Source organism: Mycolicibacterium moriokaense (assembly GCF_010726085.1).
In the GTDB taxonomy this organism is placed as follows: Bacteria; Actinomycetota; Actinomycetes; order Mycobacteriales; family Mycobacteriaceae; genus Mycobacterium; species Mycobacterium moriokaense.
The window spans coordinates 1593606-1619018 of record NZ_AP022560.1; the positions used below are offsets into that span (position 1 = coordinate 1593606).

General features: G+C 66.6%; 24 protein-coding genes and 1 pseudogene. 15 read left to right on the forward strand and 10 right to left on the reverse strand.

All coding sequences use genetic code 11. The features are described from left to right. Position 1: 1 nt before the first annotated feature. Positions 2 to 778, reverse strand: a complete 777-nt coding sequence (fabG, locus tag G6N43_RS07835) for a 3-oxoacyl-ACP reductase FabG (protein ID WP_083149057.1) — start codon at positions 776 to 778, stop codon at positions 2 to 4. 88 nt (positions 779 to 866) lie between these two features. Between fabG and G6N43_RS07840 the strand changes: the two genes are divergently transcribed. Continuing rightward, a complete protein-coding gene (locus G6N43_RS07840; RefSeq protein ID WP_083149056.1) occupies positions 867 to 2321 on the forward strand; it encodes an amidase in 1455 nt (484 codons plus the stop codon). Here G6N43_RS07840 and G6N43_RS07845 read toward each other — a convergent pair. After that, positions 2318 to 2548 carry a hypothetical protein gene (locus G6N43_RS07845; RefSeq protein ID WP_083149055.1) on the reverse strand — a complete coding sequence of 77 codons (231 nt, stop codon included), beginning with the start codon at positions 2546 to 2548 and terminating at the stop codon, positions 2318 to 2320. The two genes, G6N43_RS07840 and G6N43_RS07845, sit on opposite strands and share 4 nt — an antisense overlap. 31 nt (positions 2549 to 2579) lie before the next feature. Between G6N43_RS07845 and G6N43_RS07850 the strand changes: the two genes are divergently transcribed. From G6N43_RS07850 to G6N43_RS07865, 4 genes are all read left to right on the forward strand, one after another. Continuing rightward, positions 2580 to 4871, forward strand: a complete 2292-nt coding sequence (locus G6N43_RS07850) for an ATP-dependent DNA ligase (RefSeq protein ID WP_083149054.1) — start codon at positions 2580 to 2582, stop codon at positions 4869 to 4871. Between the two features lie 119 nt (positions 4872 to 4990). Then, positions 4991 to 5479, forward strand: coding sequence for a nuclear transport factor 2 family protein (locus G6N43_RS07855; protein WP_083149053.1), 489 nt, complete (start codon positions 4991 to 4993; stop codon positions 5477 to 5479). Continuing rightward, positions 5476 to 6057, forward strand: a complete 582-nt coding sequence (locus G6N43_RS07860; protein ID WP_083149052.1) for a TetR/AcrR family transcriptional regulator — start codon at positions 5476 to 5478, stop codon at positions 6055 to 6057. Before G6N43_RS07855 ends, G6N43_RS07860 begins: the two co-directional genes overlap by 4 nt. 243 nt (positions 6058 to 6300) lie before the next feature. Then, on the forward strand, positions 6301 to 9363 hold the full coding sequence (locus G6N43_RS07865; protein WP_083149051.1) for a serine/threonine-protein kinase: 3063 nt from the start codon (positions 6301 to 6303) through the stop codon (positions 9361 to 9363). Here the strand turns inward: G6N43_RS07865 and G6N43_RS07870 are convergent. Together G6N43_RS07870 and G6N43_RS07875 are read right to left on the reverse strand one after the other, a co-directional pair. Beyond that, on the reverse strand, positions 9356 to 9967 hold the full coding sequence (locus G6N43_RS07870) for an FHA domain-containing protein (RefSeq protein WP_083149050.1): 612 nt from the start codon (positions 9965 to 9967) through the stop codon (positions 9356 to 9358). The genes G6N43_RS07865 and G6N43_RS07870 overlap by 8 nt on opposite strands. 117 nt (positions 9968 to 10084) lie before the next feature. Further along, on the reverse strand, positions 10085 to 11116 hold the full coding sequence (locus G6N43_RS07875) for a hypothetical protein (RefSeq protein ID WP_110810267.1): 1032 nt from the start codon (positions 11114 to 11116) through the stop codon (positions 10085 to 10087). 160 nt (positions 11117 to 11276) lie between these two features. Between G6N43_RS07875 and G6N43_RS07880 the strand changes: the two genes are divergently transcribed. Further along, positions 11277 to 12242 (forward strand): bile salt hydrolase, encoded by a 966-nt coding sequence (locus G6N43_RS07880; protein WP_083149048.1) that lies wholly within the window; start codon positions 11277 to 11279, stop codon positions 12240 to 12242. Positions 12243 to 12248: 6 nt separating this feature from the next. Here G6N43_RS07880 and G6N43_RS07885 read toward each other — a convergent pair whose 3' ends face one another. After that, complete coding sequence (locus G6N43_RS07885; protein ID WP_083149047.1) at positions 12249 to 13124, reverse strand: TIGR03619 family F420-dependent LLM class oxidoreductase; 876 nt, start codon at positions 13122 to 13124, stop codon at positions 12249 to 12251. Between the two features lie 66 nt (positions 13125 to 13190). Here G6N43_RS07885 and G6N43_RS07890 point away from each other — a divergent pair, with 66 nt between their 5' ends. Together G6N43_RS07890 and G6N43_RS07895 are read left to right on the forward strand one after the other, a co-directional pair. After that, entirely contained in the window at positions 13191 to 13463 is a 273-nt protein-coding gene (locus G6N43_RS07890) for a DUF4235 domain-containing protein (protein ID WP_083149208.1), read from the forward strand. 22 nt (positions 13464 to 13485) lie between these two features. Beyond that, positions 13486 to 14688 (forward strand): MFS transporter, encoded by a 1203-nt coding sequence (locus G6N43_RS07895; RefSeq protein WP_083149046.1) that lies wholly within the window; start codon positions 13486 to 13488, stop codon positions 14686 to 14688. Here the strand turns inward: G6N43_RS07895 and G6N43_RS30940 are convergent. Further along, positions 14628 to 14903, reverse strand: a pseudogene (locus tag G6N43_RS30940) (DUF4873 domain-containing protein); the annotation flags it as partial. The gene G6N43_RS07895 and the pseudogene G6N43_RS30940 sit on opposite strands and share 61 nt — an antisense overlap. 8 nt (positions 14904 to 14911) lie before the next feature. Then, complete coding sequence (locus G6N43_RS07905) at positions 14912 to 15802, reverse strand: AurF N-oxygenase family protein (RefSeq protein ID WP_083149045.1); 891 nt, start codon at positions 15800 to 15802, stop codon at positions 14912 to 14914. Between the two features lie 115 nt (positions 15803 to 15917). On the opposite strand from G6N43_RS07905, the gene cobF reads away from it, so the two are divergent. The 3 genes from cobF to G6N43_RS07920 are packed head-to-tail and all read left to right on the forward strand — an operon-like array spanning position 15918 to position 17962. Further along, on the forward strand, positions 15918 to 16673 hold the full coding sequence (gene cobF, locus G6N43_RS07910) for a precorrin-6A synthase (deacetylating) (protein ID WP_083149044.1): 756 nt from the start codon (positions 15918 to 15920) through the stop codon (positions 16671 to 16673). 4 nt (positions 16674 to 16677) lie between these two features. After that, positions 16678 to 17082 (forward strand): phage holin family protein, encoded by a 405-nt coding sequence (locus G6N43_RS07915; RefSeq protein ID WP_083149043.1) that lies wholly within the window; start codon positions 16678 to 16680, stop codon positions 17080 to 17082. Between the two features lie 16 nt (positions 17083 to 17098). After that, positions 17099 to 17962: an Fpg/Nei family DNA glycosylase gene (locus tag G6N43_RS07920; protein WP_083149042.1), complete on the forward strand. Its 864-nt coding sequence runs from the start codon at positions 17099 to 17101 to the stop codon at positions 17960 to 17962. Here G6N43_RS07920 and G6N43_RS07925 read toward each other — a convergent pair. Next, the gene (locus G6N43_RS07925) at positions 17955 to 18542 is read right to left on the reverse strand and encodes a chorismate mutase (RefSeq protein ID WP_083149041.1); all 588 of its coding nucleotides are present in this window, start codon (positions 18540 to 18542) and stop codon (positions 17955 to 17957) included. The two genes, G6N43_RS07920 and G6N43_RS07925, sit on opposite strands and share 8 nt — an antisense overlap. Before the next feature lie 11 nt (positions 18543 to 18553). On the opposite strand from G6N43_RS07925, the gene G6N43_RS07930 reads away from it, so the two are divergent. Together G6N43_RS07930 and G6N43_RS07935 are read left to right on the forward strand one after the other, a co-directional pair. Then, on the forward strand, positions 18554 to 19303 hold the full coding sequence (locus tag G6N43_RS07930; RefSeq protein WP_083149040.1) for an SDR family oxidoreductase: 750 nt from the start codon (positions 18554 to 18556) through the stop codon (positions 19301 to 19303). 46 nt (positions 19304 to 19349) lie between these two features. Then, a complete protein-coding gene (locus G6N43_RS07935) occupies positions 19350 to 19730 on the forward strand; it encodes a hypothetical protein (RefSeq protein ID WP_083149039.1) in 381 nt (126 codons plus the stop codon). 73 nt (positions 19731 to 19803) lie between these two features. On the opposite strand, the gene pgi is transcribed toward G6N43_RS07935, so the two are convergent. After that, a complete protein-coding gene (gene pgi, locus G6N43_RS07940) occupies positions 19804 to 21471 on the reverse strand; it encodes a glucose-6-phosphate isomerase (protein WP_083149038.1) in 1668 nt (555 codons plus the stop codon). Positions 21472 to 21520: 49 nt separating this feature from the next. Between pgi and G6N43_RS07945 the strand changes: the two genes are divergently transcribed. Both G6N43_RS07945 and G6N43_RS07950 read left to right on the forward strand, forming a co-directional pair. After that, the gene (locus G6N43_RS07945; RefSeq protein WP_083149037.1) at positions 21521 to 22969 is read left to right on the forward strand and encodes an NAD-dependent succinate-semialdehyde dehydrogenase; all 1449 of its coding nucleotides are present in this window, start codon (positions 21521 to 21523) and stop codon (positions 22967 to 22969) included. 88 nt (positions 22970 to 23057) lie between these two features. Next, on the forward strand, positions 23058 to 24986 hold the full coding sequence (locus tag G6N43_RS07950) for an acyltransferase family protein (RefSeq protein WP_083149036.1): 1929 nt from the start codon (positions 23058 to 23060) through the stop codon (positions 24984 to 24986). Positions 24987 to 25049: 63 nt separating this feature from the next. On the opposite strand, the gene G6N43_RS07955 is transcribed toward G6N43_RS07950, so the two are convergent. Next, positions 25050 to 25313: a chorismate mutase gene (locus G6N43_RS07955; protein WP_083149035.1), complete on the reverse strand. Its 264-nt coding sequence runs from the start codon at positions 25311 to 25313 to the stop codon at positions 25050 to 25052. Positions 25314 to 25413: the final 100 nt, after the last annotated feature.

Genomic DNA, 25413 nt, shown 5'->3' on the forward strand with positions numbered 1-25413 from the left:
GCTACGGCGTAACCGCATCCGGTGACTCGGGCAGCACCTGGCCGCCGTCGACCGCGATGGCCTGGCCCGTGATGTAGCCGGCTTCGTCGGATGCGAGGAACGCCGCCAGATGGCCGATGTCGGCGGGGGTACCCAGCGCGCCCGCCGGGATCGCGCGGGCCATTCCGGCGAGATAGTCCTCACCCATGTCCTTCAACCCTTCGGTGAGGATGTTGCCCGGCATGATCGCGTTGACCGTGATCTTATGCGGCGCAAGCTCGATGGCGGCGGTCCGCATGAAGCCCAACTGGGCGGCCTTCGACGCGCCGTAGTGCGACCAGTTGGGAAAGCCGGTGATGGGGCCCGTGATCGACGAGGTCAGGATGATCCGGCCCCGGCCCGAGTCGATCAGCGACGGCAGGCATGCCTGCACCGCGAACACCGTGCCCTTGACATTGACGTCGAGCACCTCGGAGAGCTCGTCAGGCGTCATCGTCGCCAGCGGAGCCTCGGGGAAGATCCCCGCGTTGGCGCAGAGCACGTCGATAGCACCGAATGCGCCCACGACTTCGGAGACCAGCGCCGTAAGGGACGCCGGATCGCTGACATCGGCGGTGACCCCGATCACCTTGCCGTCGCCCAGCCCGTCCAGCGCCGCCACGGCCGCGTCGAGGTCGTTCGCCGACCGCGCAGCCACCGCGACATTGGTGCCTGCCTTGGCGAAAACCTCGGCGATTCCGCGACCGATTCCCTTGCTGCCGCCGGTGACCACGACAGACTTTCCAACTAGCGAGAACACGACCCTAAGTCTGGGGCAACATCGGCGGTCTCGCAGCGTGTGTGGTCGGGTTGCCGCTCCACGTGCCAGCCGCGAGGATTTCGAACCAATGGACTCCGCACAGGCCGTCGAACTCGCCGGCATCGACGCGATCGGGCAGGCGTCGTTGGTGGCTGCAGGCGAGCTGTCCGCGGTCGAGCTGCTCGAGGCCGCGATCATCCGACTCGAGGCGGCCCGCGGTCTCAACGCCGTGATCGATGACCTCTTCGAGCGCGGGCGCGTACAAGCCGCCGACCTCGACGCCGCAGATTCGAGAACTTCTCCGCTGCACGGGGTCCCGTTCCTGCTCAAGGACCTTGGCGCGTCGCTGGCGGGCGTCCAGGAGGTGATGGGGTCGCGGGCGCTGCGCACCCATGTCGCGGCGGAGACGGCGTGGATCGTCGAGCGCTACCTGGATGCCGGGTTGGTGGTCTTCGGCAAGACGAACACCCCCGAATGGGGCAATCACTGCACCACCGAGCCGTCGCTTTTCGGGCCGACGGTCAATCCTTGGTCGCCGTCGATCACCCCCGGCGGCTCCAGCGGGGGATCGGCGTCCGCGGTGGCCGCCGGCGTCGTGCCCGCGGCGTCCGGCGGGGACGGGACCGGCTCGATCCGGGTGCCTGCGTCGTGCTGCGGGCTCGTCGGCCTCAAACCGCGCCGTGGGCGCAGCTCGTTCGCGCCGGGAGCCGGTCATTCCCTGGAAGGTCTGGTCAACTCCCACGCGCTCACCCGCAGCGTGCGTGACAGTGCCGCCCTGCTCGACGTCATCGCCGGCGGCGCGCCCGGCGACCCGTACCATGTGGCGCCACCGTCGACGAGTTATCTGGATGCGATCGCCGAAGCGCCTGTGGCACAACGAATCCTGATGACCACGGCGTCGCCGTTCCCGGGTCCTGCGACGGATCCCGCCGTGGCGTCCGCCGTCGAGGCGACCGGACGCCTGCTCGGTGAGCTCGGTCATATCGTCGAACCGGGCGGCCCCACAGTCGATCCCGACGTCGTCGCGGACGCGATCGCGGTGCTGCACACCGTCAGCAACGTCGGGCTGCACGCCCTTGCCACCAGCCATCTCGGCCGCGAGCCGGCCGAAGACGAATTCGAGCCCAGCACATGGGTGATGGTCCGCGAGGGCTTCGCCACCACAGGCGCCGCCTATGCGGGCGCGATCGACGCCGTGCACGCCCAAACACGACGATTCGCGGCGGGCATGGCCGGACGCGATGTGCTGCTGGTGCCGACTCTGCTGACGGGTCCGCCGCCGTACGGTCTGCTCGGCGAGCCGCGTGGCACCACTCGGGAGTTCTTCGATGTCGAGTTCGCCACGACGGGATGGACCGCACTGGCGAATGTCACGGCTTGGGCCGCGATTTCACTCCCCCTGGGCACCACCGACGATGGTCTCCCGGTGGGAGTGCAGCTCATGGCGCCCGACGAAACCGTGCTACTGCAGCTCGCTGCTCAGCTGGAAGCCGCCGCGCCGTGGGCCGACCGGCATCCGCCGCTGTGGGTGGGTGTCAACTAGCCGACGACGGCCGGGTTCGTCGGATCCAAGCCGCTCGGAAGGTTCGGGCTCAAGCCGCTGCCGTTGTGGGTGGCCTCCTGGTGGGCCATCGGCCGGCAGTTGTTGTCCATCGGCGTCTGATCGCCGGAGCAGTAGGGGAGAAGATCTTGGGGGTCGGCGCCGGCCTGTGGCGCCGAGCAGACGATCGCCGCGCCAGCTAGCAGGCACGCCGCGAAGATTCTCGTCATAGTGCAACGCTACGCCGGGTAATACCTTGATGTGGTGGATCAGTTCGGTCGGGTGAAGCTGACCAACCCCGACAAGGTGCTTTATCCCGCGACGGGCACCACCAAGGCCGAGGTGTTCGACTACTACATCAACGTGGCCAGCGCGATGCTGCCGCACATCGCAGGCCGGGCCGTCACTCGCAAACGTTGGCCCAACGGCGTGAACGAGGCCTCATTCTTCGAAAAACAGCTCGCGTCCTCGGCGCCGGACTGGCTCGAGCGGGGTTCGATCGCCCACAAGTCGGGCACCACCACGTACCCGATCATCAACACCGCCGAGGGGCTGGCATGGATCGCGCAGCAGGCCGCGCTGGAAGTGCACGTGCCGCAGTGGCGATTCGTCAGCACCTGGACCAGATCTGAAGGCGCCGAACTGACGCCGGGGCCCGCCACCCGGGTGGTGTTCGACCTCGACCCCGGCGAAGGCGTCACGTTTCGCCAACTGTGCGAGGTGGCCCACGAAGTCCGCGAACTCATCGCCGGCATCGGGCTCACCACCTATCCGTTGACCAGTGGCAGCAAGGGATTACATCTCTATGTGCCGCTGGAGAAGCCGATCAGCTCACGCGGGGCTTCGGTGCTTGCCCGCCGAATCGCGGTGCAGCTCGAGAAGACCATGCCCAAGCGGGTGACGGCGACGATGACCAAGAGCGTTCGCACCGGCAAGGTGTTCGTCGACTGGAGCCAGAACAACGGCAACAAGACGACGATCGCGCCGTACTCGCTGCGAGGCCGCGACGAGCCGACCGTTGCCGCGCCGCGCACCTGGGACGAGATCGAAGATCCCGATCTACGACACCTGCGCTTCGACGAGGTGCTCGAGCGGGTCGAGCGCGACGGTGACCTGCTTGCCGAGATGGACGCCGACGCGCCGGTGGCCGACGCGCTCACCACTTACCGGAGCATGCGCGATCCCGGGAAGACACCGGAGCCGGTCCCCAGCACCGCGCCGACCGTGGGTAACGACGACTTCTTCGTCATCCAGGAACACCACGCCCGGCGGTTGCACTACGACTTCCGGCTCGAGCGCAACGGGGTACTCGTCAGCTGGGCCGTGCCGAAGAACCTGCCCGACACCCCGTCGGTCAACCACCTGGCCGTGCACACCGAGGACCACCCGTTGGAGTACGGCACTTTCGAGGGCGAGATACCCAAGGGCGAGTACGGCGGCGGCAAGGTGATCATCTGGGACACCGGCACATACGAGGCCGAGAAGTTCCGCGACCACGGCCCGGACGGCCCGGCGAAGGGCGGCGAGGTCATCGTCACGCTGCACGGGAAGAAGATCGACGGCCGGTACGCGTTGATTCAGACCGACGGCAAGAACTGGCTGGCGCACCGGATGAAGGAGCAACAGAACCCGCGGGCAAGCGATCTGGCACCGATGCTGTCGACGGACGGGTCGGTGTCGCGGCTGAAAGCCACGCAGTGGGCGTTCGAGGGTAAGTGGGACGGTTACCGGGTGCTGGTCGACGCCAACCACGGCCGGCTCAACGTGCGCTCCCGCAACGGCCGCGACGTCACCGACGAGTATCCGCAATTCGCCGCGCTCGCAGCCGATCTCGCCGACCACCAAGTGATTCTCGACGGCGAGGCGGTGGCCCTCGACGAGCGCGGGGTGCCGAGCTTCTCGGAGATGCAGAACCGCAAGCGATCCACCCGGGTGGAGTTCTGGGCGTTCGACATCCTTTATCTCGACGGGCGATCCCTTCTCAAGGCCAAGTACTCCGACCGCCGCCGGCTGTTGGAGGCGCTCGCCGAGGGCGGCGGCCTGATCGTTCCGGATCTGTTGCCCGGTGACGGTCCCGAGGCGTTAGAGCACGCGCGCGAGCGCGGTTGGGAGGGCGTGGTCGCGAAGAAGCTGGATTCGACGTACCAGCCGGGCCGTCGGTCGTCGTCGTGGATCAAGGACAAGATCTGGAACACCCAAGAGGTGGTGATCGGCGGCTGGCGGAAAGGGGAAGGCGGGCGGTCGAGCGGTATCGGGGCCTTGCTGCTCGGTATCCCCGCAGAAGGCGGTCTGCAGTTCGTCGGTCGCGTCGGTACGGGCTTCACGGAGAAGGAGTTGACGAAGCTCAAGGGCATCCTGAAACCATTGGAGACCGAGGAGTCGCCGTTCAACGAACGCCTTTCCAAGCCCGATTCGCGCGGTGTCACCTTTGTCCGGCCCGAGTTGGTGGGCGAGGTGCGTTACAGCGAACGGACATCCGACGGCAGGCTGCGCCAATCGAGTTGGCGTGGCCTGCGCCCGGACAAGGATCCCTCCGAGGTCGTTTGGGAATAGCTCAAGGCGCATTAACGGATTGGTTACCTGCACCAGGTACGTGCGATCAACCCGTTTAGGCCAAAGTCGTGGCCCTGCGTTCAGTTGACAATGTCATATGGATCGCCGACACTCTTCACATGACAACGTCACATGAGTCGAGTGCCGTCCAGCTGCAACAGCTTGTCGACCGCACCGAGATCGAGGCCGTACAACTCCGCTACGCAACAGGGGTCGACTCACGCGACTGGGAGCTGTTCCGCGCGTGCTTCGCGGACGAGGTCGAGTGCGACTACAGCTCTGTGTTCGGCACCCCTCCCGCACGCCTCGGGGCGGACGAGTTCGTCGCGATGATCGCACCGGTGATGAGCGCCCTCACCGCGACTCAGCACATGATGACGAACATCGCGATCACCTTCGACGATGCGGATCACGCGACCGTCGTGGCGTACGTCCGGGCGATCCACCACAACGCAGCGGCCGACGGCGGCACCGAACAGACCGTCTACGGGTACTACACGAATACCTTCGTCCGCACCGACGACGGCTGGCGAATCTCGAAGGTGAAGCTCACCTCGAAGATCCAGACCGGCAACCCCGGGGTGTTCGGCGCGCTCCCGGCTGCATGAGCCGCGTCGAGACGGCGGCCGCGACGCGCCGTGCGCTCCTCGCCGAGGCTGCCGCGTTGCTGGAAAGCGGCGGCCCGGCCGCCGTGACGCTACGTGAGGTCGGCGCCCGTGCGGGCGTCAGTCGTGGTGCACCGTACGGCCATTTCACCGATAAAGAGGCCCTGCTGACCGCGGTTGCCGCGCAGGGATGGGAGCGTCTCGGCGACGAGATGCAAAGGCTCAAGGACGATTCCGCGCTTGCGCCCCGGGAGGCTCTCCGCCGGACGTTGCTCTCCGTCATCACTCTCAGCCGCCGGAGTCCCCACCTGTATCAGTTGATGTTCACTCGGCCTGTTGGCGACCCTGAGGCCGTAGTGCGTGCGGCGCAACGCATGTGCGACCACTTCCTCGGCATCGTCTCTGCGGTGGTCGGGGATGAGGAGGCCAGTCGTCATGCGGCCATCCTGCTGACGGGCGCACACGGGGCCGCGGGAGTGGAGACCACCGGTCTGCTCGACACCGACAAATGGCGGACCACAGCCGAGGAACTCATCGACATCCTGCTCGCGACGATCGCAAAACCGTCTCGTCGTCGGTAGCTGTAGGTGCGTAGCTCTTGGGGAATAGCCAATGGCTTAACGGGTTGATTGCCCGCACCAGGCGCCGGCAATCAACCCGTTAAGGCCAAAGTCGCGGGCCGTTGAACCATTCCGCCCCGAACGACGTGTCATCGGTGACGAAACGACAAATGCCCTGCTCGCGATCACATTGCTAGGTAGCTTTTGTTGAGCGAATCCAGGCATTTCCGAAATATCCGCTTTTCACCGGAGGACGATGAGCACATGGCGGGCGGGATAGCGTCAGAACTGGCGGCCGCCGGGTTCGATGACGCTGTCGAAATTGGGCGCGGCGGCAGTGGCGTCGTCTATCGCTGCTACCAGAGATCTCTCGGACGCAGTGTCGCCATCAAGGTTCTCGCCAACGATCTCGACGACAGCGACCGGGAGCGTTTCCTGCGTGAGGGCTACGCGATGGGCAAGCTGTCGGGCCATCCGAACATCGTGAACATCCTCCAGGTCGGCGTCACCGAAAGCGGCCGGCCGTTCATCGTGATGCCTTATCACTCAGTGGGTTCGCTGGCGGAGCGGGTGCGTCGCGAAGGCCGGATCGCATGGCCCGAGGCGCTGCGCATGGGCGTGAAGCTGTGCGGGGCACTGGAGACCGCGCATCGGGCGGGCACCTTGCACCGCGATATCAAACCCGCGAACGTCCTCTTCAACGACTACGGCGAACCTCAACTGAGCGACTTCGGGACCGCGCGCATCGCAGGTGGATACAAGACCGTGACCGGGTTCTTCACCGGCACGCTGTCCTACACCGCGCCTGAGGTTCTCGCGGGCAATCCGCCGACTGTCGCCGCCGACATCTACTCCCTCGGCGCCACCGTCTACGCGTTGATCGCCGGCGGGCCACCCCATGAGCGCAAGGCCGACGAAGATCTGATTGCGCACTATCTGCGGATCACCTCGACGCCCGTACCCGACCTGCGCCCGCACGGGATCCCGACCGATGTGTGCGCCGCGATCGAGAAGGCGATGGCGCGCGAGCCCGGCGACCGGCAGTCGTCGGTAGCCGAATTCGGCCGCGAGTTGCAACTGGCGCAACGGCACAACGGGTTGACGGCCGACCCGATGGCGCTCAGCGAGCCCGGCGGCGAGCTGGAGCCGACGGGCGGCACTCAGGCGCTACCGCTCTCGGGGGCTTCGGGTCCCGCGCCGACCGAGAAATCCGCACCGGAGCGGTCGGAATCAGTCGTCTCCCCTATTGGCTCGAACGATATTGTCCCGAAAGATGTTGCACCGCAAATAGATCCGAACATGTTCGCGCACACACGGTCGGTCAGCATGGGCAATGTGCCCTGGCAGGTCCCGCCGGCGCCGCCACCGGTGACGCCGCCGCCTGTTGCTCCGTCGCCCTATCAATCGGAACCGGGGCAGCCGGCCGGGCCGCAAAAGCCCGATCAGAAGCGGCTTCTGGTCATCGCGGGCGCCGCCGCGGCAGTCGTGATCCTGGTGGTCGCCAGCGTCTTCTTCTTCACGTCCTCGAGCGACAAGGACGGCGGAGGGGAGCAAGCGGCACCGCCGAAACCGCCCGTGGAGATGCAGCCGGAATGGCAGCCGATCGCGGATGCGCGAATCGCCCGCAGTTCGGTGGCGGCCACCGAGGCGGACGGGACCATCTGGGTCTTCGGCGGTTTGGGAGCAGGCAACCGCGTCAGCGCGGGCCACGAGGGCTATGACCCAGCCCTCGACAGCTGGAAGGGCGGGGCGGATCTGCCCGTCCCGGTGCAGCGCGCGATGGCGGTGACATGGGATGACACACCGGTCGTCGTGGGCGGTTGGCGCACCGAAGGCTCGAACCAGAAGGTGGCGACGGACAAGGTGTGGCGGGTGGTCAACAGCCGCTGGGTGGAGTTGCCGCCACTGTTGCAACCGCGGGCGGCGGCATCGGTCGCGGTCGTCGGCGATCTTCTCGTCGTCACCGGCGGTGTGGACGCAGGCGGCAAGCTGCTCAACACCACCGAGATCTACGACGGCACCGGCTGGAAGCTCGGCGCACCCCTGCCCACGCCGCGTCAGTTGGCGGCTGCGGCGTCCGACGGGAAGCTCGTTTACGTGTTGGGCGGCAGCACCGGCAACTCGGACCTGACGACGGTCGAGGCATATGACCCCATCGCCGACACCTGGACCACCATGCCCGCGCTTCCGGAACCGCGCAGCGATTTCGGCGTGGCCATAACCGATTCCCGTTTGGTGGCCGTCGGAGGCATGTCGTCAGGACAGGTGCTCATGAGCGTGGCGGCACTCGATCTGACCACTGCGACGTGGACCTCGTTGCCGGACCTGGCGACCGGCCGGCACGGCATGGCCGTCGCAGCGGTTGGGAAGACCGTGTACGCGATCGGCGGCTCGACGAGCCCGGCCGACGGTCAGGTCACGGCGTCGGCTGAATCCCTCAAGCTGGCACCGCGTAAGCCGCAACCGGCGGCGGAGTGGCGGGCGTTGCCCGATGCGCCCACCGCGAGGCTGATGGCCGCCTCGACCGTGCTCGACGACAAGATCTATATCGCGGGCGGCATGCTGGGGCACGCCGAGACACTCGACACTTTCGAAAGCTTCGAGCCGAAGACGGGTAAGTGGGAAACGCTGCCTCCGCTGCCAATTCCGCTGAATCACGCGGCTGCGGCGGCCTTCCGCGGTGAGGTCGTGGTGCTCGGTGGCGCCAGCGACACCGTTGCGGAGGCGTCGAACAAGGTCTTCGCCTTCCGTGATGGGAAGTGGGAAGAGCTACCGAGCCTGCAATATGCCAGGGCAGCGCCGGCGGCGGCGGTCATCGACGACAAACTCGTGGTGGTCGGGGGACAGAACGACAAGCAGCTCGTCACCCAGACCGAGGTGTTCGACGGTGAGTCGTGGACATCAGCTCCCGATATGCCAACTCCGCGTGAGCATTTGGCGGCTGCTTCCGATGGCGTGTATCTCTACACCATCGGTGGCCGGGCCCTGTCCGCGGACAAGAACCTGGGCGCCTTCGAACGCTTCGATCCGTTGTCGGGGAAGTGGGACAAGTTGGAGGACATGCCGACTCCGCGCGGAAGCTACGGCGCGGCATTGGTCGACGGTCGCATCGTGGCTGTGGGTGGTGAGGAGCCGACGCGAGTGCTGCCCACCGTCGAGATGTATGACATCTCGACCGGCAAGTGGACGACGCAGGCGCCGATCAACACCCCGGTGCACGGACAGGTGGTGGCGGCGGTCGAGAACACGGTGTACACCATCGGCGGCGCGGACCGGCCCACCCATGAAGGTCCGGTGGCGTTCGTCGAGGCGCTCGACTTCAGCTAGTCCCGCGTAGCTGGGCGATCGTGACGGCGCCCCGTCGCAGTGCCTCATTGGCGAGGCGCACCCGGCGGTCGCCCTCCGACGGGATGTCGAACTTGTCGTAGAGGTTCTGCAGATGCTGTTTGACGGCAGCCTCGGTCACGTACAGCTCGCCTGCCATCCGCCGCACCGATGCGGGTTCGGGGAACGGGTCGTCGGATACCAGCGGCCGGCACAACACCATGAGCACGTCGACCTCGCGTCGGGTCAGCCTCGGTGGCAGCTGGCTGGCGTCGGGAACGATGGTCGCTTCTTCCGCAGGCTCGCCGGCCCGCCGCGTCTCCAGGTACACCACCCGCGACTTGCCGAGGCGCACCTCGTCGCCGGAACGCAGAACCCGTTCCGCGGTGATCTTCTCGCCGTTGACGAACGTGCCGTTGCGGCTGCCGACATCGCGGATCGACCATGCTGAACCGTGGTTCTCCAGGATGGCGTGCAAGCGCGAGACGGTGGGGTCGTGGTCGAGCGCCACCGTGTTGGTCGAGGCCTTGCCGAGTGTCACTCGTTCACCGGTCAACGGGACGAGCTCGCGTCCCGTCGGCTTGAAGACTTCCAAATGGGAAGACATGCAGACCTCCTGTCCAGGCAATTTTGACCTAGACAGTCGGTCCACGGACTCCGAACGCGCCGGGCAATGTGATAGCGGGCCGTCGAAGAGCTCCTCGACGACCCGCTGCCCGCATGCCTAGTGCGGCGAATTGGTGATCTTTTTCCTGAAGCGGATGGCCCGCTTCACCGGCGCGGATTCCGACAGCGGAGGCCATGGCCATCCGCTGCGATCGCCGCGCGGCGCCTTCAGGAACGCCAGGCCCAGGAACAGGCCGAAGACCAGATGCCCGACCAGCGTGATGATCACCGTCGCGGCGTTCAGCGGGAACATCCGCTCCTCGCCGTGCGGGGCGAGCGCGACGGTGGCCATCAGGCCGGCCCAGGTCGGAAAGACCGCGAAGCCGACCGCCGCCAGCACCGCGTAGAGGTTCTTCCATCGGTCGATGCCGATGGCGAACGCGACCACGAAGAAGGCCACACCCAGCCCGCCGGCGTCGCCGACGTAGCGGTAGACGTAGCCGACGGCCGCGCTGCCCGCGGTCTCCGGTTCGCCGGTGACGAACGACCCCATCACGGGGATGAAATCGCCCATCAGGCCCAGTACGTGGACGGCGAACAGCCTGGCTGCGTCGTACACGATGCAGGCCACCATGCCCGCGATCAGCCCGCGGCCGACGATCATGTCGATGCGGTGTGGTGCGAACGCGATGAGTGTCGCCAGCACGGCGACCAACGCGATCGTGACCATGGTGATGCCGCTCTGCGGGAGCAGGCCGAACACCTCGACCGAGATCGCCAGGATCGGCATCGACGCCAGCAACAGCACCAGCGCCAGCCGCGCGTACTCCCACTTGGTCGGCGGCTTCACCGCCGCCTTGTTCAGGTCAAGGTAGCGCTGCCGGATCGTGTTGGTGACCTTGGCGACGACGGGCACCTCGACAAGCGGGCGCGGTCGCACGGTCTTGCCGTTCGCGTCGCCGAGGACCGGTGCCTTGAGGCGGGTGGTCATCGGCTCGTCGGCGACCGGGGCCGTAGGGGCCTTCGGGGTCTGCGGCAGCAGCTTGATCGGCAGATCGCCGGGCCGCAGCCGCACGGTTTCTTCGGGAGCAGGCCGGGTGGTTCCGGTTCGTGCTGTAGACGGCGCCGTGGGCGGGACTGTCGTGCTCATCATCGCCTTTCCTTGCTTCTGGTGAACTTGATGGTGGTTCTCAGTGGTCTATGACGACATTTATGATGTATTCCGAAGCAGTACTGCGATATCGCTACGAAGTCAGTTTTCGTCAGGCGCAGAGGTAGGTTTTTCTAGCCGCCGGGCGAGGGGAGGAATTATGTGCACGCGGGTGCTCTGGAACACCGACAGCAGGTATGTGATGGCGGGCCGGACCATGGACTGGCCTGAATCGACGCAACCGACCATCGTCGCTTTTCCGCGTGGCCGTGAGCGTGACGGCGGGAAGGTCGGCGACCTCGTCGTGGTGGCGGAGAACCCGCTGCGCTGGACCAGTCGGTACGCCAGCCTGGCGACCACCGTGTACGGGATCGGCACCGTCGACGGCTTCAACGAGGCCGGACTCGGGATGCACGCGCTGTACCTCAAGTCGACGGACGTCGGCGCCCGCGACCCCGGCCGCCCCGGTATCCATATGGGATTGTTCGGCCAGTATCTGCTCGACCAGGCGGGCACCGTCGCCGAAGCCCTGGCGTTGCTGGACACGTTCCAGCCGGTGATGGTGGAATCCCATGGGCGGAAGGCGACGCTGCACTTCGCACTCGAGGACGCCAGCGGCGACTCGGCGATCATCGAGTTCGAGGGCGGCGAACCCGTCATCCACCACGGCCGCCAATTCACGATCATGACCAACGATCCCACCTACGACGAGCAGCTGGAATTGATGTCCCAGCAAGACTTTTCGCATCCGAGTCGCGATATGCCCTTGCCCGGCAACGTCAATCCCGTCGACCGGTTCCAGCGAGCCAGCTACTACGCCGCGCTGCTGCCGGAGCCCACCGATACCCGGCAGGCGGTGGCGAGCCTGATGGCGATCATGCGCAACGTATCGGTCCCGTTCGGTGCGCCGTACGGCGAATTCGGCGTCTACAACACCGAATACCGGACGGTCGTCGATCTGACCCAGAAGCTGTACTTCTTCGAACTGTCGACGAGCCCGAGCGTGATCTGGATCGACTTCGGCGGACTGAAGCTGACCGACGAGCCGCTGGAGATCAACCCGTACGACACCACGTTGGTGGGCGACGCTACGTCCCGGTTCGAACCGCAGAAGGTGGCCTTCTGACCCGCGTCACACCTTCGAGATGACCTTCTCGGCGTACTTCTCGATGGCGCGGATCTTGTTCTCGAGGGGTTCGGGGTCGGGACCGACGATGTAGGGCATACGGAAGCCCACCATGATGTCGGTGACGCCCCGGTCCTCGAGGCGTCTGATGCCATCGGGCTTGTAGGCGTCCAGCGACATCGCATGGATCTCGAACGGTCCTGTGCGGCCCTCCTCCTCGCGAAGTTGCTTGAGCCGCTTGATATATCGGTCGAGCTCGGCGGGATCGCCCAGGTCGCCGCCGCCGTGCATCCACCCGTCGTTGCGGGCGGCGCGACGCAGTGCGGCGTCGGCGTGTCCGCCGATGAGGATCGGGATCGGTTTGGTGGGCGCAGGCGACATCTTCGTCTTGGGGATGTCGTAGAACTCGCCGTGGAACTCGAAGTACTCGCCGGTGGTGAGGCCCTTGATGATCTCGATGCACTCATCCATCCGCTTGCCTCGCCTGGCGAACGGCACGCCCATGAGTTCGTAGTCCTCGGGCCACGGACTGGTGCCGACGCCGAGCCCGAGCCGGTTGTCGAACAGCGCGGCCAGCGACCCGGCCTGCTTGGCGACGAGCGCGGGCGGACGGATGGGCAGCTTGAGCACGAACATGTTGAACTTCAGCGTCGTCGTCGCGGCGGACAACGCGCTGGCAAGGACGAACGCCTCGATGATCTCCTTGCCGTCGAGGAATTCACGACCGCCGTCATCGGTGTATGGATACTTCGAGTCCGACTCGTAGGGATAGGCCACGCTGTCGGCGATCGTCATGGCGTGGAATCCGGCCGACTCGGCGGCCTGCGCCAGCGGGATGTAGTAATTCGGGTGGGTCAGTGATTCCGCATAGGTGAAGCGCACCCGGGCAATACTAGAACGTGTTTCAGTTTTTGGTTTAGGGTTCCGCGACGCGGGAACGTGGCGGTCATGAGCGCTACATCCAAAGCCCTGTACAAGCCGCTGTCGATCGCCACGAGCGTCGCGGGCGGATTGTTGGCAGGCAAGGTCTTCACGGAAATCTGGCAGCGGTTCAGCCCGTCGGATCAGGAGCCGCCGGAGCCGAAGGACCTGACCCGCTCGACGCGGGAGGCGCTGATCGCCGCCGCGGTCCAGGGACTCATCTTCGGCCTGGTGCGCGCGGCGGTGGACCGGGCGGGCGCGAAGGGATACCGCGCGATCACCCACGACGACCCGCGCTAGCGGACACGGCATCATGGCGTAGGTGCGCAGCTGGCTGACCCGCAATGTGCGGGTGCTGTCGGCCGTGTCCTTTCTGCAGGACACCGCCAGCGAGCTGCTCTATCCGCTGCTGCCGATCTACCTGACGAGCGTGCTCGGCGCGCCCGCGGCCGTCGTCGGCGCGGTGGAGGGGGCGGCCGAAGGCGCGGCGTCGCTCACCAAACTCGCGGCCGGGCCGCTGGGCGACCGGTACTCGAAGCGCCCGCTGATCGCCACCGGCTACGGAATGGCGGCGCTGGGCAAGGTCATGGTGGCCGCCGCCACCGGGTGGCCGGGTGTGCTGGCCGGCCGCGTGGTCGACCGGCTGGGCAAGGGGATTCGCGGAGCGCCACGCGATGCGCTGCTCGTCGCCGACATCGATACGTCCGCCCGCGGCAGGGTTTTCGGATTCCACCGCGCGATGGACACCTTCGGCGCCGTCATCGGCCCGCTGCTGGGACTCATCGGCTACGAGTTGTGGGACCATCGGATCGCGCCCCTGTTGTGGGTGGCCGTCGTCCCCGCCGTGCTCAGTGTGGCGTTGGTGTACCTGGCGCGCGAGAAAAGAACGCCGATGCCGCATCGCCGTGCGCTGTTCGCGATGGTGGGCCAGTTGCCACAACGCTATTGGCGGGTGACGATCCTGGTCGTCGGGTTCGGGTTGGTGAACTTTCCCGATGCGCTGCTGTTGTTGCGGCTCAACGAGGTCGGCTTCTCGGTGGTCGAGGTGATCCTCGCGTACGTGACGTACAACGCCGTCTACGCGGTGGCGAGTTACCCCGCGGGCGCGCTCGCCGACCGAATCGGCAAGCCCGCGGTGTTCGGCATCGGCCTGGCGTTCTTCGCGGTCGGGTACACCGGGCTAGGGCTCACCTCCGACACGGTCACCGCGTGGCTGCTGATCGGCGTGTACGGACTGTTCACCGGATGCACGGATGGCGTTGGGAAGGCGTGGGTTTCGTCTCTCGCTGGGTCAGACCTGCAGGGCAGTGCGCAGGGCGTGTTCCAGGGACTCAGCGGTTTCGCGGTGCTGGCGGCGGGGTTGTGGGCGGGCTTTCTGTGGGGCAGCGACGGACGGCTTCCGCTGTTGATCTCCGGCGTTGCCGGCGGTGTGTTCGCCGTCGTGACGCTGGTGATCGCGGCCCGTTATCGCTGGGTGAGTTCGTCGAGCGGGAACGGCGGTAACCCGACGCCCGCCACCGAATAGCCGCCCTGTGGCGGACGCTCGGTGATGCGCGCTGCGGCACTGTTGTCCCCGACCGACAGAGTCGCCGGCTGCGGCAGTCTCGCATCATCGGGAAGCGCATCGAAAACCGTTCCCTGCCAGTGATATCGGCCGTCAATCGGGTCGAGATGGCCGCTCAGCCGCACCCGCACCGTGCGCTCGACGCCCTCGGTGGTGACGGTCGCGAGCCCGTCGTAGATGTCGCTCATCGGGCGAGGAAGCCCGATCGCCGCCACATGCGGCGTGCGATCGGGCCCATCAAACCGACCTCTTCGAGGAACGCCGCCAACGGTGCGAAGCCCGCGATCTGGGTCTCCCGGCGGTGCGGGCTGCGACGCGCCTCCCGACGGGCCGCGCGCGCATCCAGCCCGACCCTTCGATACGGGGTCACGTTGGTGAACAGGTAACGGAAGAAGTAGCCGCCGAGACCGTTGATGTTGGCCACGAAGAACTTCGTCGTCCACCGCATGGTCGGGGTCCGTTTGCGCAATCCGTCGCGGGCGAACTGGATGTGGCGCGATTCCTCGGTGACATGAATTCGCATGAGGCGCTGCACCATTGGCTGTAGCTCGGGGTCGTCCATCATCTGCCGCTGTAGCGAGTCGAAGATCTCCTCGCCGATCAACGCCGCCATCCACAACAGCGGGCCCTGGAATGCGAACGGCAGCAGGTTGATGATGACGCGCTGGTAGTACCTGGGCCGCACCGGTTTGGCGCCCACCTTCTCGATCGCCTTGCCGAACATCACCATGTGCCGGGTCTCGTCGCCGAGTTCGGTCAGCTCGTAGTGCGTGGCACTCGCCGTCGGATCCTGGTGCATCATCTTGCGAAGCAGCGCCTGGTTGAGGATGTTCTCGAACCAGATGCCGGCCGACAACGTGTTCACGAACTCCTGACGGGACAACTCGATCTGCTGCTCGCGGGTCATCGCGTCCCACCGCGGTGTGCCGTACAACGAGACGGTCTTCGGCGGCAGGAAGAACTTGTCGGGATCCAGCGGTTCATCCCAGGCGATATCCACGACCGGCGCGTAGGACTTCTTGACGGAGCCCTTCAGCAGTCGCTCGGCGACCTGCTGGCGAGTGGGTGCGGTCATCAGCGACGTTCCCTTCGTCCGTGTGGAGCCAAAGGTAAGTTCCACGGGACCAAGATGTCAATACCCGCGGTACCGCATACCTGTGGTATGTGCTGGTCATGGCATACTCGGCCGCGTGACTCGTCGGATCCACGTCATCGGCGTCGGTGCCGGGGATCCGGACTATGTGACAGCCCAGGCGGTCGATGCGCTGAACGACACCCAGGTGTTCTTCGCGATGGACAAGGGCGAGGCGAAGGACGATCTGGTCGCGCTGCGCAGGCTGATCTGTGAACGGTTCATCCGCGAGCCCGGCTACCGCTTCGTCGAGCTGCCCGACCCGCCCCGGACGCGAACCGTCCCGGACAGTCCGGCCTACCGGCAGGTCGTCGCCGACTGGCACGCCCGGCGGGCGCAGGTGTGGGCCTCCGCGATCGAGAACGAGCTGGCACCCGATGGGGTCGGCGCGTTCCTGGCGTGGGGGGACCCGTCGCTCTACGACAGCACTCTGCGGATCCTGGAGACCGTCGCGGCACACGTCGACATCGACTACGACGTGATCCCCGGTATCACCGCCATCCAGGCGCTCACGGCCCGACATCGCATACCGCTCAACGACGTTGGCGAACCCGTGCTGATCACCACGGGTCGGCAGTTGCGCCACAACGGGCTGTCAGGCAGCGCGGTGGTGATGCTCGACGCGGAGTGTTCCTTCCTGGGCTGCCCCGCCGAGACGCGCATCTGGTGGGGCGCCTTCCTCGGCACACCGGACGAGTTGTTGGTGGCGGGCACCGTGGGTGAGGTCGGGGACAGGATCGCCGAACTCCGCGCCGACGCCCGGTCGCGGCACGGCTGGATCATGGACACCTACCTGCTGCGTTCGGCAGACTGACCGCATGGGGTCATTCCTGCTGCGTGCAGCCTTGACGGGCTTCGCACTGTGGGTGGTGACGCTAATCGTTCCCGGGATCCGATTCACCGGCTTCGATTCGACGCTGCAGGAGATCGGCGTCATCTTCGTCGTCGGTGTGATCTTCGGCCTGGTCAACGCGGTCATCAAGCCCATCGTGCAGTTCATCTCGATTCCGCTGTATATCCTCACGCTCGGCCTGATCCACATCGTGATCAATGCGCTGATGCTGTGGATCACCGCGTGGATCACCGAGCACACCACCGGCTGGGGGCTCGTCATCGACAAGTTCTGGTGGACCGCGATCTGGGCCGCCGTCGTGCTGTCGATCGTGGGCTGGCTGCTGTCGTTGATCATCGACGGCGACGACGACCGCGTCCTACGGCACTGACCGGCACACTGGAAACATGCCCGAACTCCCGGAGATCGAAGCGCTCGCCGATCACCTGCGTCGACACGCCGTCGGGCTGCCCATCGGGCGCATCGACGTGGCGGCGTTCTCGGTGCTCAAGACGTTCGATCCGGCGATCTCCGTACTGCACGGCGAGACCGTCATCGGCGCCAACCGATGGGGCAAGTATCTAGGGCTGCAGTCCGGCGAGCTGCATCTGATCACGCACCTGTCGCGAGCAGGGTGGCTGCGATGGTCCGACAAGCTCGCGGCCGCCCCGCTGAAGCCGGGCAAGGGACCGATCGCGTTACGCGTCCATCTCGGAACCCCAGGGGAGGCACCGGGTTTCGACCTCACCGAGGCCGGTACGCAGAAGCGGTTGGCGGTGTGGGTGGTCGACGATCCCGGCAAGGTTCCCGGTATCGCCGCGCTCGGACCCGACGCGTTGGAGCTGTCCGCAGAGGATCTCGCGCGTGTGCTCGGCCCGAACAGCGGGCGCATCAAGACTGTCATCACCGACCAGAAGGTGATCGCCGGCATCGGCAACGCCTACAGCGACGAGATCCTGCACGTCGCGAAGATCTCGCCGTTCGCGACGGCGGGCAAGCTGACCGATGCCCAGCTGGCCGCGCTGCACAACGCGATGATCTCCGTGCTCACCGATGCGGTATCACGCTCCGTCGGCCAGCAGGCCGCGACGCTCAAGGGCGAGAAACGCTCCGGCCTTCGCGTGCACGCGCGCACGGGGCTGCCGTGTCCGGTGTGCGGCGACACCGTGCGCGAAGTGTCGTTCGCCGACAAGTCGTTTCAGTACTGCCCGACCTGTCAGACCGGGGGCAAGGTGCTCGCCGACCGGCGGATGTCGCGGTTGCTCAAGTAGGGCTGCAGAACGACCTGGTCGCCGACGACAGCGCCTGCTGATACAGCGGATCGAGTCCACGCGCAGCGACCACGGCGGCCTTGGCGTCCGCCAAATCCGCGGCGCAGCCTTGGCTGTGTAGTGAATTCCAGTGCAGCGCAACCTCGTCCACCAATGTCTTGTTGAGCCCGTCGATCTGGGCGCGTGATGCCGAGAGGTCGGGTGCGGTAGTCGGTGCCGTGGCCGGATCGAACTTCCACTGGCCGAACCGGGTGTACTGGACGCCTTCGCTCGCACCGATCTGGTCGGTGAAGACGGTGCGCACGTACTGCGGGTCGATGCCGTGTGCGGTCGCGTCGGCCGCCGCCGAGTCCAGCACCTGGTTGGCCCTCGCGGGGTCGGTCAGCGCGCCGCCGTTGATCCACTTGGCGGCCGCTATCGGGTCGGCGGTGGCCAGGCGCTGGGCTGCGGCGTCGACCAGCTGGTAGAAGGGGAGAACGGGCTGGGCCGCGGCGGCGGGTGTCAGGACGATCTGGCCGGTCACCAGGGCTGCGCCCAGCAGAAGGACACTTCGATTCGGGATCACACGACCATCTTGCATAAGCTGACCGCGTGACTCGGCACAAGATCTTGATTACCGGCGCCAGCTCAGGGCTCGGAGAAGGTATGGCGCGCGCGTTCGCCGCCAAGGGCCGCGACCTCGCACTGTGTGCGCGTCGCCTCGAGCGGCTCGAAGAACTCCAACGCGAACTGCTGGAGCAACATCCCAACATCAAGGTGGCCGTGGCCGCTCTCGACGTGAATGACCACGAGCAGGTGCCGAAGGTGTTCCACGAGCTGTCCGACGAACTGGGTGGCATCGACCGCGTGATCGTCAACGCGGGCATCGGCAAGGGCGCACCGCTGGGATCGGGCAAGCTGTGGGCGAACAAGGCCACCATCGAGACGAATCTCATTGCGGCGCTTGTGCAAATCGAGACGGCGATCGAGATGTTCAACGCCGACGGCGGCGGACACCTGGTGCTGATCTCCTCGGTGCTCGGCAACAAGGGTGTGCCGGGAGTGAAGGCCGCCTACGCCGCGAGCAAGGCCGGTGTGTCGTCGCTCGGGGAGTCGCTGCGCGCCGAATACCTCAACGGCCCCATCAAGGTCACCACGCTGGAGCCCGGATACATCGAATCGGAGATGACGGCGAAGTCCGCGTCGACATTGTTGATGGTGGACAACGAGACCGGCGTCAAGGCGATGGTCGACGCCATGGAGCGCGAGGCGGGTCGCGCGGCCGTCCCGTGGTGGCCGTGGGCACCGCTGGTTCAGTTGATGCGCGTGATGCCGCCGCGGCTCGCACGTCGTTTTGCTTAGACGCGCTTCATGTTTAGTGGGTTCGCGCACGTGGTAGCCCACACCCATGAACACAAAACTGACGAAGTTGACGCCCTTCCTGTTCGCGGGTGCTGCGGCCGCTGCGATCGCCGCGGCGCCCATCGCCGGCGCTCAGCCGGCGCCGCCTCCGCCTTGTGTCAATGCTGACGGATCGCCGTGCAGCTCACTGGGCAACATCAATGCCGGCGCCGGCGGCGGTGCCGACGTGAACATCCCCGGTGGCCCTGCCGGCACGGCTGACCTGGGCGGTGCCTCCGGCGTGATTCCCAACGGTCCCGGTGGTTCGGCTGGCCCCGGCGGTGCCAGCGGCTCGCTGTCACCCGTCGGACCCGGCGGTTCGGCCGGCCCGGGTGGAGCCAGCGGATGTCTCCCGAACGTCGGGTGCATCAACATCCCTGCCCCGTAACCCTGCATAACTTGCGGTTTCGGCGTGTTGGGTCTCGCTGAGCGTGACTTAGCACGCCGAAATCGCGATTTCGCTAAGCCGACCGACCGCGCTCGGTGCGGTAATGGCGAACCAGGGCGTCGGTCGAGGAATCCGATTGTTCGGCGGGGGAGTCGTCGGCGGTGATCACCGGCAGCAGCGCCTTGGCCTGCGTCTTGCCCAGTTCGACGCCCCACTGGTCGAACGAGTCGATACCCCAGATGACTCCCTCGGTGAACACCTGATGCTCGTAGAGGGCGATCAGCTGGCCCAGCGCCGACGGGGTCAGCTTCGTCGCGAGGATCGACGTCGACGGCCGGTTGCCCGGCATCACCTTGTGCGGCACGACGTCCGCGGGTGTGCCCTCGGCGGCGATCTCCTCGGCGGTCTTGCCGAACGCCAAAACCTGTGTCTGGGCGAAGAAGTTGCTCATCAACAGGTCGTGCATGCTGCCCGTTCCGTCGGCGGTCGGCAGGTCGTCGGTCGGCTGCGAGAACCCGATGAAGTCGGCGGGTACCAGCCGGGTGCCCTGATGCAGCAGCTGATAGAAAGCGTGCTGCCCGTTGGTTCCCGGTTCGCCCCAGAAGATTTCGCCGGTGCTCGTCGTCACCGGTGAGCCGTCGGCACGCACCGACTTGCCGTTGGACTCCATCGTCAGCTGCTGCAGATAGGCCGCGAAACGCGACAGATCGTTCGAATACGGCAGCACTGCACGGGTTTCCGCGCCGAAGAACTCGTTGTACCACAGCCCGATGAGGCCGAGGAGCGCCGGTGCGTTGGACTCCAGCGGTGCGGTGCGGAAGTGTTCGTCGACGATGTGGAACCCGGAAAGGAACTCCGCGAACCGCTCCCGGCCGATGACCGCCATCACGCTCAAACCGATTGCGCTGTCGACGGAATAGCGGCCACCGACCCAGTCCCAGAAGCCGAACATGTTGTCGGTGTTGATGCCGAAATCGTCGACCAACTTCTTGTTGGTCGACACCGCCACGAAATGCTTCGACACCGCGGCGTCGCCGAGTGCATCGGTGAGCCAGCGCCGCGCCGCCGTCGCATTCGTCAGTGTCTCCAGCGTCGAGAACGTCTTCGAGGCGATGATGAAAAGCGTTGTCGCGGGGTCGAGACCATCGAGCTTGGCCACCAGGTCGGCGGGGTCGACGTTGGACACGAACCGCGCCGAGATGCCCGCGTCCGCATAGTGGCGCAGACCGAGGGTCACCATCGCGGGCCCGAGATCCGAGCCGCCGATACCGATGTTGACGACCGTCTTGATGCGTTCGCCGGTGGCGCCGGTCCATTCGCCGCTGCGCAGCCGGTCGGTGAAGTCGCCCATCTTGTCGAGCACCTCGTGCACGTCGGCGACGACGTCCTGCCCGTCGACCGTCAGCTCGGCGCCGCGGGGCAGCCGCAGCGCGGTGTGCAGCACGGCCCGGTCTTCGGAGGTGTTGATGTGCACACCGGAGAACATCGCGTCGCGACGCTGCTCCAGGCCCGCCGCGCGGGCGAGGTCCACCAGCAGCGACAGCGTCTCGCGGGTGACGCGGTGCTTGCTGTAGTCGATGTACAGATCGCCCACCGTGAGCGCGAGTTCCGCCCCGCGGGCGGGATCTTCGGCGAAGAGTTCACGCAGCGACTTGTCGCCGATATCGTCATGATGCCGTTGCAGGGCCTGCCATGCAGCAGTGGTGGTGATGTCGGGAATCTGCGAGGTGTCGGCGGTCATGTAGCCGACACTAATGCGGCGAAATGACCAAAGGAGTAATGAGGGAGTTATGGATACCGCCAAGCTGCTGTCTTCTGTGCCCACCGGTCTGTGGATCGGGGGCGAGGAGCGCCAGGGTTCGTCGACGTTCGACGTGCTCGATCCCTCCGATGACAAGGTCTTGACCTCGGTGGCGAACGCGACCGCTGAGGATGCCGTCGCCGCGCTGGACGCCGCGTGCGCAGTGCAGGCCGACTGGGCCGCGACCCCGGCGCGGGAGCGCGGCGAAATTTTGCGGTCGGTGTTCGAGAAGATCACCGCCCGCGCCGAAGACCTGGCCACCCTGATGACCCTCGAGATGGGCAAGGTGCTGCCGGAGAGCATGGGCGAGGTCAAGTACGGCGCGGAGTTCTTCCGCTGGTTCGCCGAGGAGGCGGTGCGCATCGCGGGTCGCTTCACCCCCAGCCCGGCGGGTACCGGACGCATCCTCGTCACCAAGCAGCCGGTCGGGCCGTGTTACGCGATCACGCCGTGGAACTTCCCGCTGGCCATGGGCACCCGCAAGATCGGCCCGGCGTTCGCCGCGGGCTGCACCATGATCGTCAAGCCGGCCCAGGAGACGCCGCTGACGATGCTGCTGCTGGCCAAGCTGATGGACGAGGCCGGTCTGCCCAAGGGCGTGCTGTCGGTGCTGCCGACCAGCAGCCCCGGCCCGGTCACCGAGGCGCTGATCAACGACGGCCGGCTGCGCAAGCTGACGTTCACCGGATCGACCGGCGTCGGCAAGGCGTTGGTGAAGCAGTCGGCGGACAAGCTGTTGCGCACCTCGATGGAGCTGGGCGGCAACGCGCCGTTCATCGTGTTCGACGACGCCGATGTCGATGCCGCCGTCGACGGCGCGATCCTGGCCAAGATGCGCAACGGCGGTGAGGCGTGCACGGCGGCCAACCGCTTCCATGTCGCCAACTCGCTACGTGAGGAGTTCACCGAGAAGCTGGTCAAGCGGATGAGCGAGTTCACGCTCGGCAAGGGCATCGACGAGACGTCGACGCTGGGCCCGCTGATCAACGCCAAGCAGGTCGCCACCGTCACCGAGCTGGTCTCCGACGCGGTCTCGCGCGGCGCGACCGTCGCCGTGGGTGGCGTCGCTCCTGGCGGCCCGGGCAACTTCTATCCCGCCACCGTGCTGGCCGACGTCCCCGCCGACGCCCGCATCCTCAAGGAGGAGGTGTTCGGCCCCGTCGCGCCGATCACCGGCTTCGACACCGAGGAACAGGGGATCGCGGCGGCCAACGACACCGAATACGGACTGGCGGCCTACGTCTACACCCGGTCGCTGGACCGCGCGCTGCGGGTGGCCGAAGCGATCCAGTCCGGAATGGTCGGCATCAACCGCGGCGTCATCTCCGACCCCGCCGCGCCGTTCGGCGGTGTCAAGGAATCGGGCTTCGGCCGAGAGGGCGGGATCGAAGGCATCGAGGAATACCTCGACACGAAATACATTGCGCTGACGAAGTAGCGGTTTTCCGGCGAGCAGACGCGAAAACCCCCCAATTCTCGGCGTGTCGGGGGTTTTCGCGTCTGCTCGCGCGGGCAAGATTTCGGCAGTGCGCACCGCTGAAAGCCGTCGGGGCATCCCCGCGTTGGACGGCATCAGGGCCGTCGCGGTTGCGCTCGTGCTCGCCGACCACGGAGGCATTCCGGGAGTGCCCGGCGGCTTCCTCGGCGTCGACGTGTTCTTCGTCCTCAGCGGCTTCCTGATCACCTCGCTGCTGCTCGACGAACACCGCAACACCGGGCGCGTCGGGCTGACCGCCTTCTGGATCCGGCGGGCCCGTCGCCTGCTGCCCGCACTGCTCGTGATGGTGCTCGCGGTGGTGGCCTTCCGCGACCTGTTCTCGCCCGAATCCACGGCGACCCTGCGCGACGACGCCGTCGCCGCGTTCTTCTGGATTTCGAACTGGGCCTTCGTCGCCCAGCGGACCGACTACTTCGCGCAGGGCGCGCCACCGTCGCCGCTCCAGCACACCTGGTCGCTGGGTGTCGAGGAGCAGTACTACCTGCTGTGGCCGCTGCTGCTCATCGCCGTCGCCGCGTTCTTCTGGGCGCAGATGCGACTGGCTGTCTTCCTACTGGCCACCGCCGGCGTCATCGCGTCGGCGACGGCGTCCATCTTGCTCACCACCGACTCGACGCTGAACCGGATCTACTTCGGCACCGACTCGCGGGCGCAGGCGCTGCTCGTCGGCGCGGCCGCCGCGGCCCTGCTGGTGCGCGACTGGTCGGTGCTCAACGACCGCGGCTCGCTGATCCGGACGCGCTGGGGCCACATCGTCGCGCGGATCGTGCCGTTCGTCGGTGTGGCGGTGCTGGCGGCCGCGGCGCACTACGCGACGGGCAGCGTCAGCGACTTCCGCCACGGCCTGCTGATCGTGGTGGCGATCGGGGCCGTGCTCGTCATCGCGCCGGTGGCGCTGGAGCAGGAGGGACCCGTCGCACGCGTCCTCGCCTGGCGGCCGCTCGTCGCGCTCGGCACCATCTCCTACGGCGTGTACCTCTGGCACTGGCCGGTCTTCCTGGCCCTCAACGGTCAGCGCACGGGATGGACGGGCTGGCCGCTGTTCGCCGCGCGCTGCGCGGTGACGGTCGCGTTGGCCGCGGTGTCGTGGTGGCTGGTGGAGCAGCCGGTCCGGCGCTGGCGCCCGGTGTTCGTGCCGATGCTGCCGCTGGCGGGTGCGACGGCCGCCACCGCTGCGGTCGTGACGATGACGGTGTTGCCGGTAGGTGTGAAGTCGGAGGTGCCGCTGGGGCCCTCGATCGATTCCGCCGCGTTGGTCGCGCCCGAGATACCCGTCGAAGTGCGCAGGCCGACGGCGCGCGAGCCCGGCACGCGGACCGTCGCGGTGTTCGGTGATTCGATCGCGTGGACGCTGATGCGCTACCTGCCGCCGACGCCGGGACTCGCGTTCACCAACTACACGACGATCGGATGTGGCATCGCCCGCGGCGGGCCCTACCGTTACGTCGGCCAGACGTTGAACCAGAAGCCGGAGTGCGACGCGTGGCCCAGTCGGTGGTCACAGCGCATCAACCACGACCGGCCCGATGTGGTGCTGTTGATCGTCGGCCGCTGGGAGGTCGTCGACCGGAAAGTTGAAGGCCGGTGGACGAGCATCGACGACTCGAGCTACCAGGACTATCTGCGTGTCGAACTCAATCGTGCGCTGGACATCCTCGGCTCGACCGGCGCGCAGATCGTCGTCACCACCGAGCCTTACAACCGGCGGGCGGAGAAGCCGGACGGCAGCCTGTATCCCGAAGACGACCCCGACCGCGTCGACGAGTGGAACGCGTTGCTGCGCAGCGTCATCAAGAAGCGCCCCAATGTCACGCTGCTCGACCTGAACGACAAGCTGGGGCCGAACGGGGTCTACACCAACTGGGTCGACGGCATCCGCATGCGCAGCGACGGGGTGCACCCCACACCGGAAGCTGTGGAGTGGTTGACGCCGTGGCTGACCGAGGCGCTGCGGTAGCGATTTCGGCGTGCGCAGTCTCGCTGAGCGTGACCCAGCACGCCGAAGTCGCTGAGGTGGGGTCTAGTGGCCGAGACGACCGCGGCCCAGGCGCAGCAGCAGCATCGCCAGGTCTTTGCCCTCGGGTCCGAGTTCGCTGTAGCGCTCGATGACCTTCATCTCACGGCTGTGCACCAGGCGGGTACCGCCGGACGCCATCCTGGCCTTGCCGATGAGCTTGGACACCTCGGTGCGGCGTTTCACCGCTTCGAGGATCGCCGCGTCCAGCTGGTCGATCTCTTGACGCAGCTCGTCGATGGTTTGCAAGTGTTCAGCTTCGATCGTCATAGTCGTGTTCTCGCCTTCTCTTGTGTGGGGATCCGGTCCATCCGGATGCGGGCCTCACACAAAAGACGAGCCCCGGATCCGGAACGGACCGGGGCTCTGC

Excerpts from the sequence above, each read along its gene's own strand:
- G6N43_RS07840 (WP_083149056.1), top strand. The coding sequence starts at position 867 with ATGGACTCCGCACAGGCCGTCGAACTCGCCGGCATCGACGCGATCGGG.
- G6N43_RS07845 (WP_083149055.1), bottom strand. The coding sequence starts at position 2,548 with ATGACGAGAATCTTCGCGGCGTGCCTGCTAGCTGGCGCGGCGATCGTC.
- G6N43_RS07855 (WP_083149053.1), top strand. The coding sequence starts at position 4,991 with ATGACAACGTCACATGAGTCGAGTGCCGTCCAGCTGCAACAGCTTGTC.
- G6N43_RS07860 (WP_083149052.1), top strand. The coding sequence starts at position 5,476 with ATGAGCCGCGTCGAGACGGCGGCCGCGACGCGCCGTGCGCTCCTCGCC.
- G6N43_RS07865 (WP_083149051.1), top strand. The coding sequence starts at position 6,301 with ATGGCGGGCGGGATAGCGTCAGAACTGGCGGCCGCCGGGTTCGATGAC.
- G6N43_RS07870 (WP_083149050.1), bottom strand. The coding sequence starts at position 9,967 with ATGTCTTCCCATTTGGAAGTCTTCAAGCCGACGGGACGCGAGCTCGTC.
- G6N43_RS07875 (WP_110810267.1), bottom strand. The coding sequence starts at position 11,116 with ATGAGCACGACAGTCCCGCCCACGGCGCCGTCTACAGCACGAACCGGA.
- G6N43_RS07880 (WP_083149048.1), top strand. The coding sequence starts at position 11,277 with ATGTGCACGCGGGTGCTCTGGAACACCGACAGCAGGTATGTGATGGCG.
- G6N43_RS07890 (WP_083149208.1), top strand. The coding sequence starts at position 13,191 with ATGAGCGCTACATCCAAAGCCCTGTACAAGCCGCTGTCGATCGCCACG.
- G6N43_RS07905 (WP_083149045.1), bottom strand. The coding sequence starts at position 15,802 with ATGACCGCACCCACTCGCCAGCAGGTCGCCGAGCGACTGCTGAAGGGC.
- G6N43_RS07915 (WP_083149043.1), top strand. The coding sequence starts at position 16,678 with ATGGGGTCATTCCTGCTGCGTGCAGCCTTGACGGGCTTCGCACTGTGG.
- G6N43_RS07920 (WP_083149042.1), top strand. The coding sequence starts at position 17,099 with ATGCCCGAACTCCCGGAGATCGAAGCGCTCGCCGATCACCTGCGTCGA.
- G6N43_RS07925 (WP_083149041.1), bottom strand. The coding sequence starts at position 18,542 with ATGCAAGATGGTCGTGTGATCCCGAATCGAAGTGTCCTTCTGCTGGGC.
- G6N43_RS07935 (WP_083149039.1), top strand. The coding sequence starts at position 19,350 with ATGAACACAAAACTGACGAAGTTGACGCCCTTCCTGTTCGCGGGTGCT.
- pgi (WP_083149038.1), bottom strand. The coding sequence starts at position 21,471 with ATGACCGCCGACACCTCGCAGATTCCCGACATCACCACCACTGCTGCA.
- G6N43_RS07945 (WP_083149037.1), top strand. The coding sequence starts at position 21,521 with ATGGATACCGCCAAGCTGCTGTCTTCTGTGCCCACCGGTCTGTGGATC.
- G6N43_RS07955 (WP_083149035.1), bottom strand. The coding sequence starts at position 25,313 with ATGACGATCGAAGCTGAACACTTGCAAACCATCGACGAGCTGCGTCAA.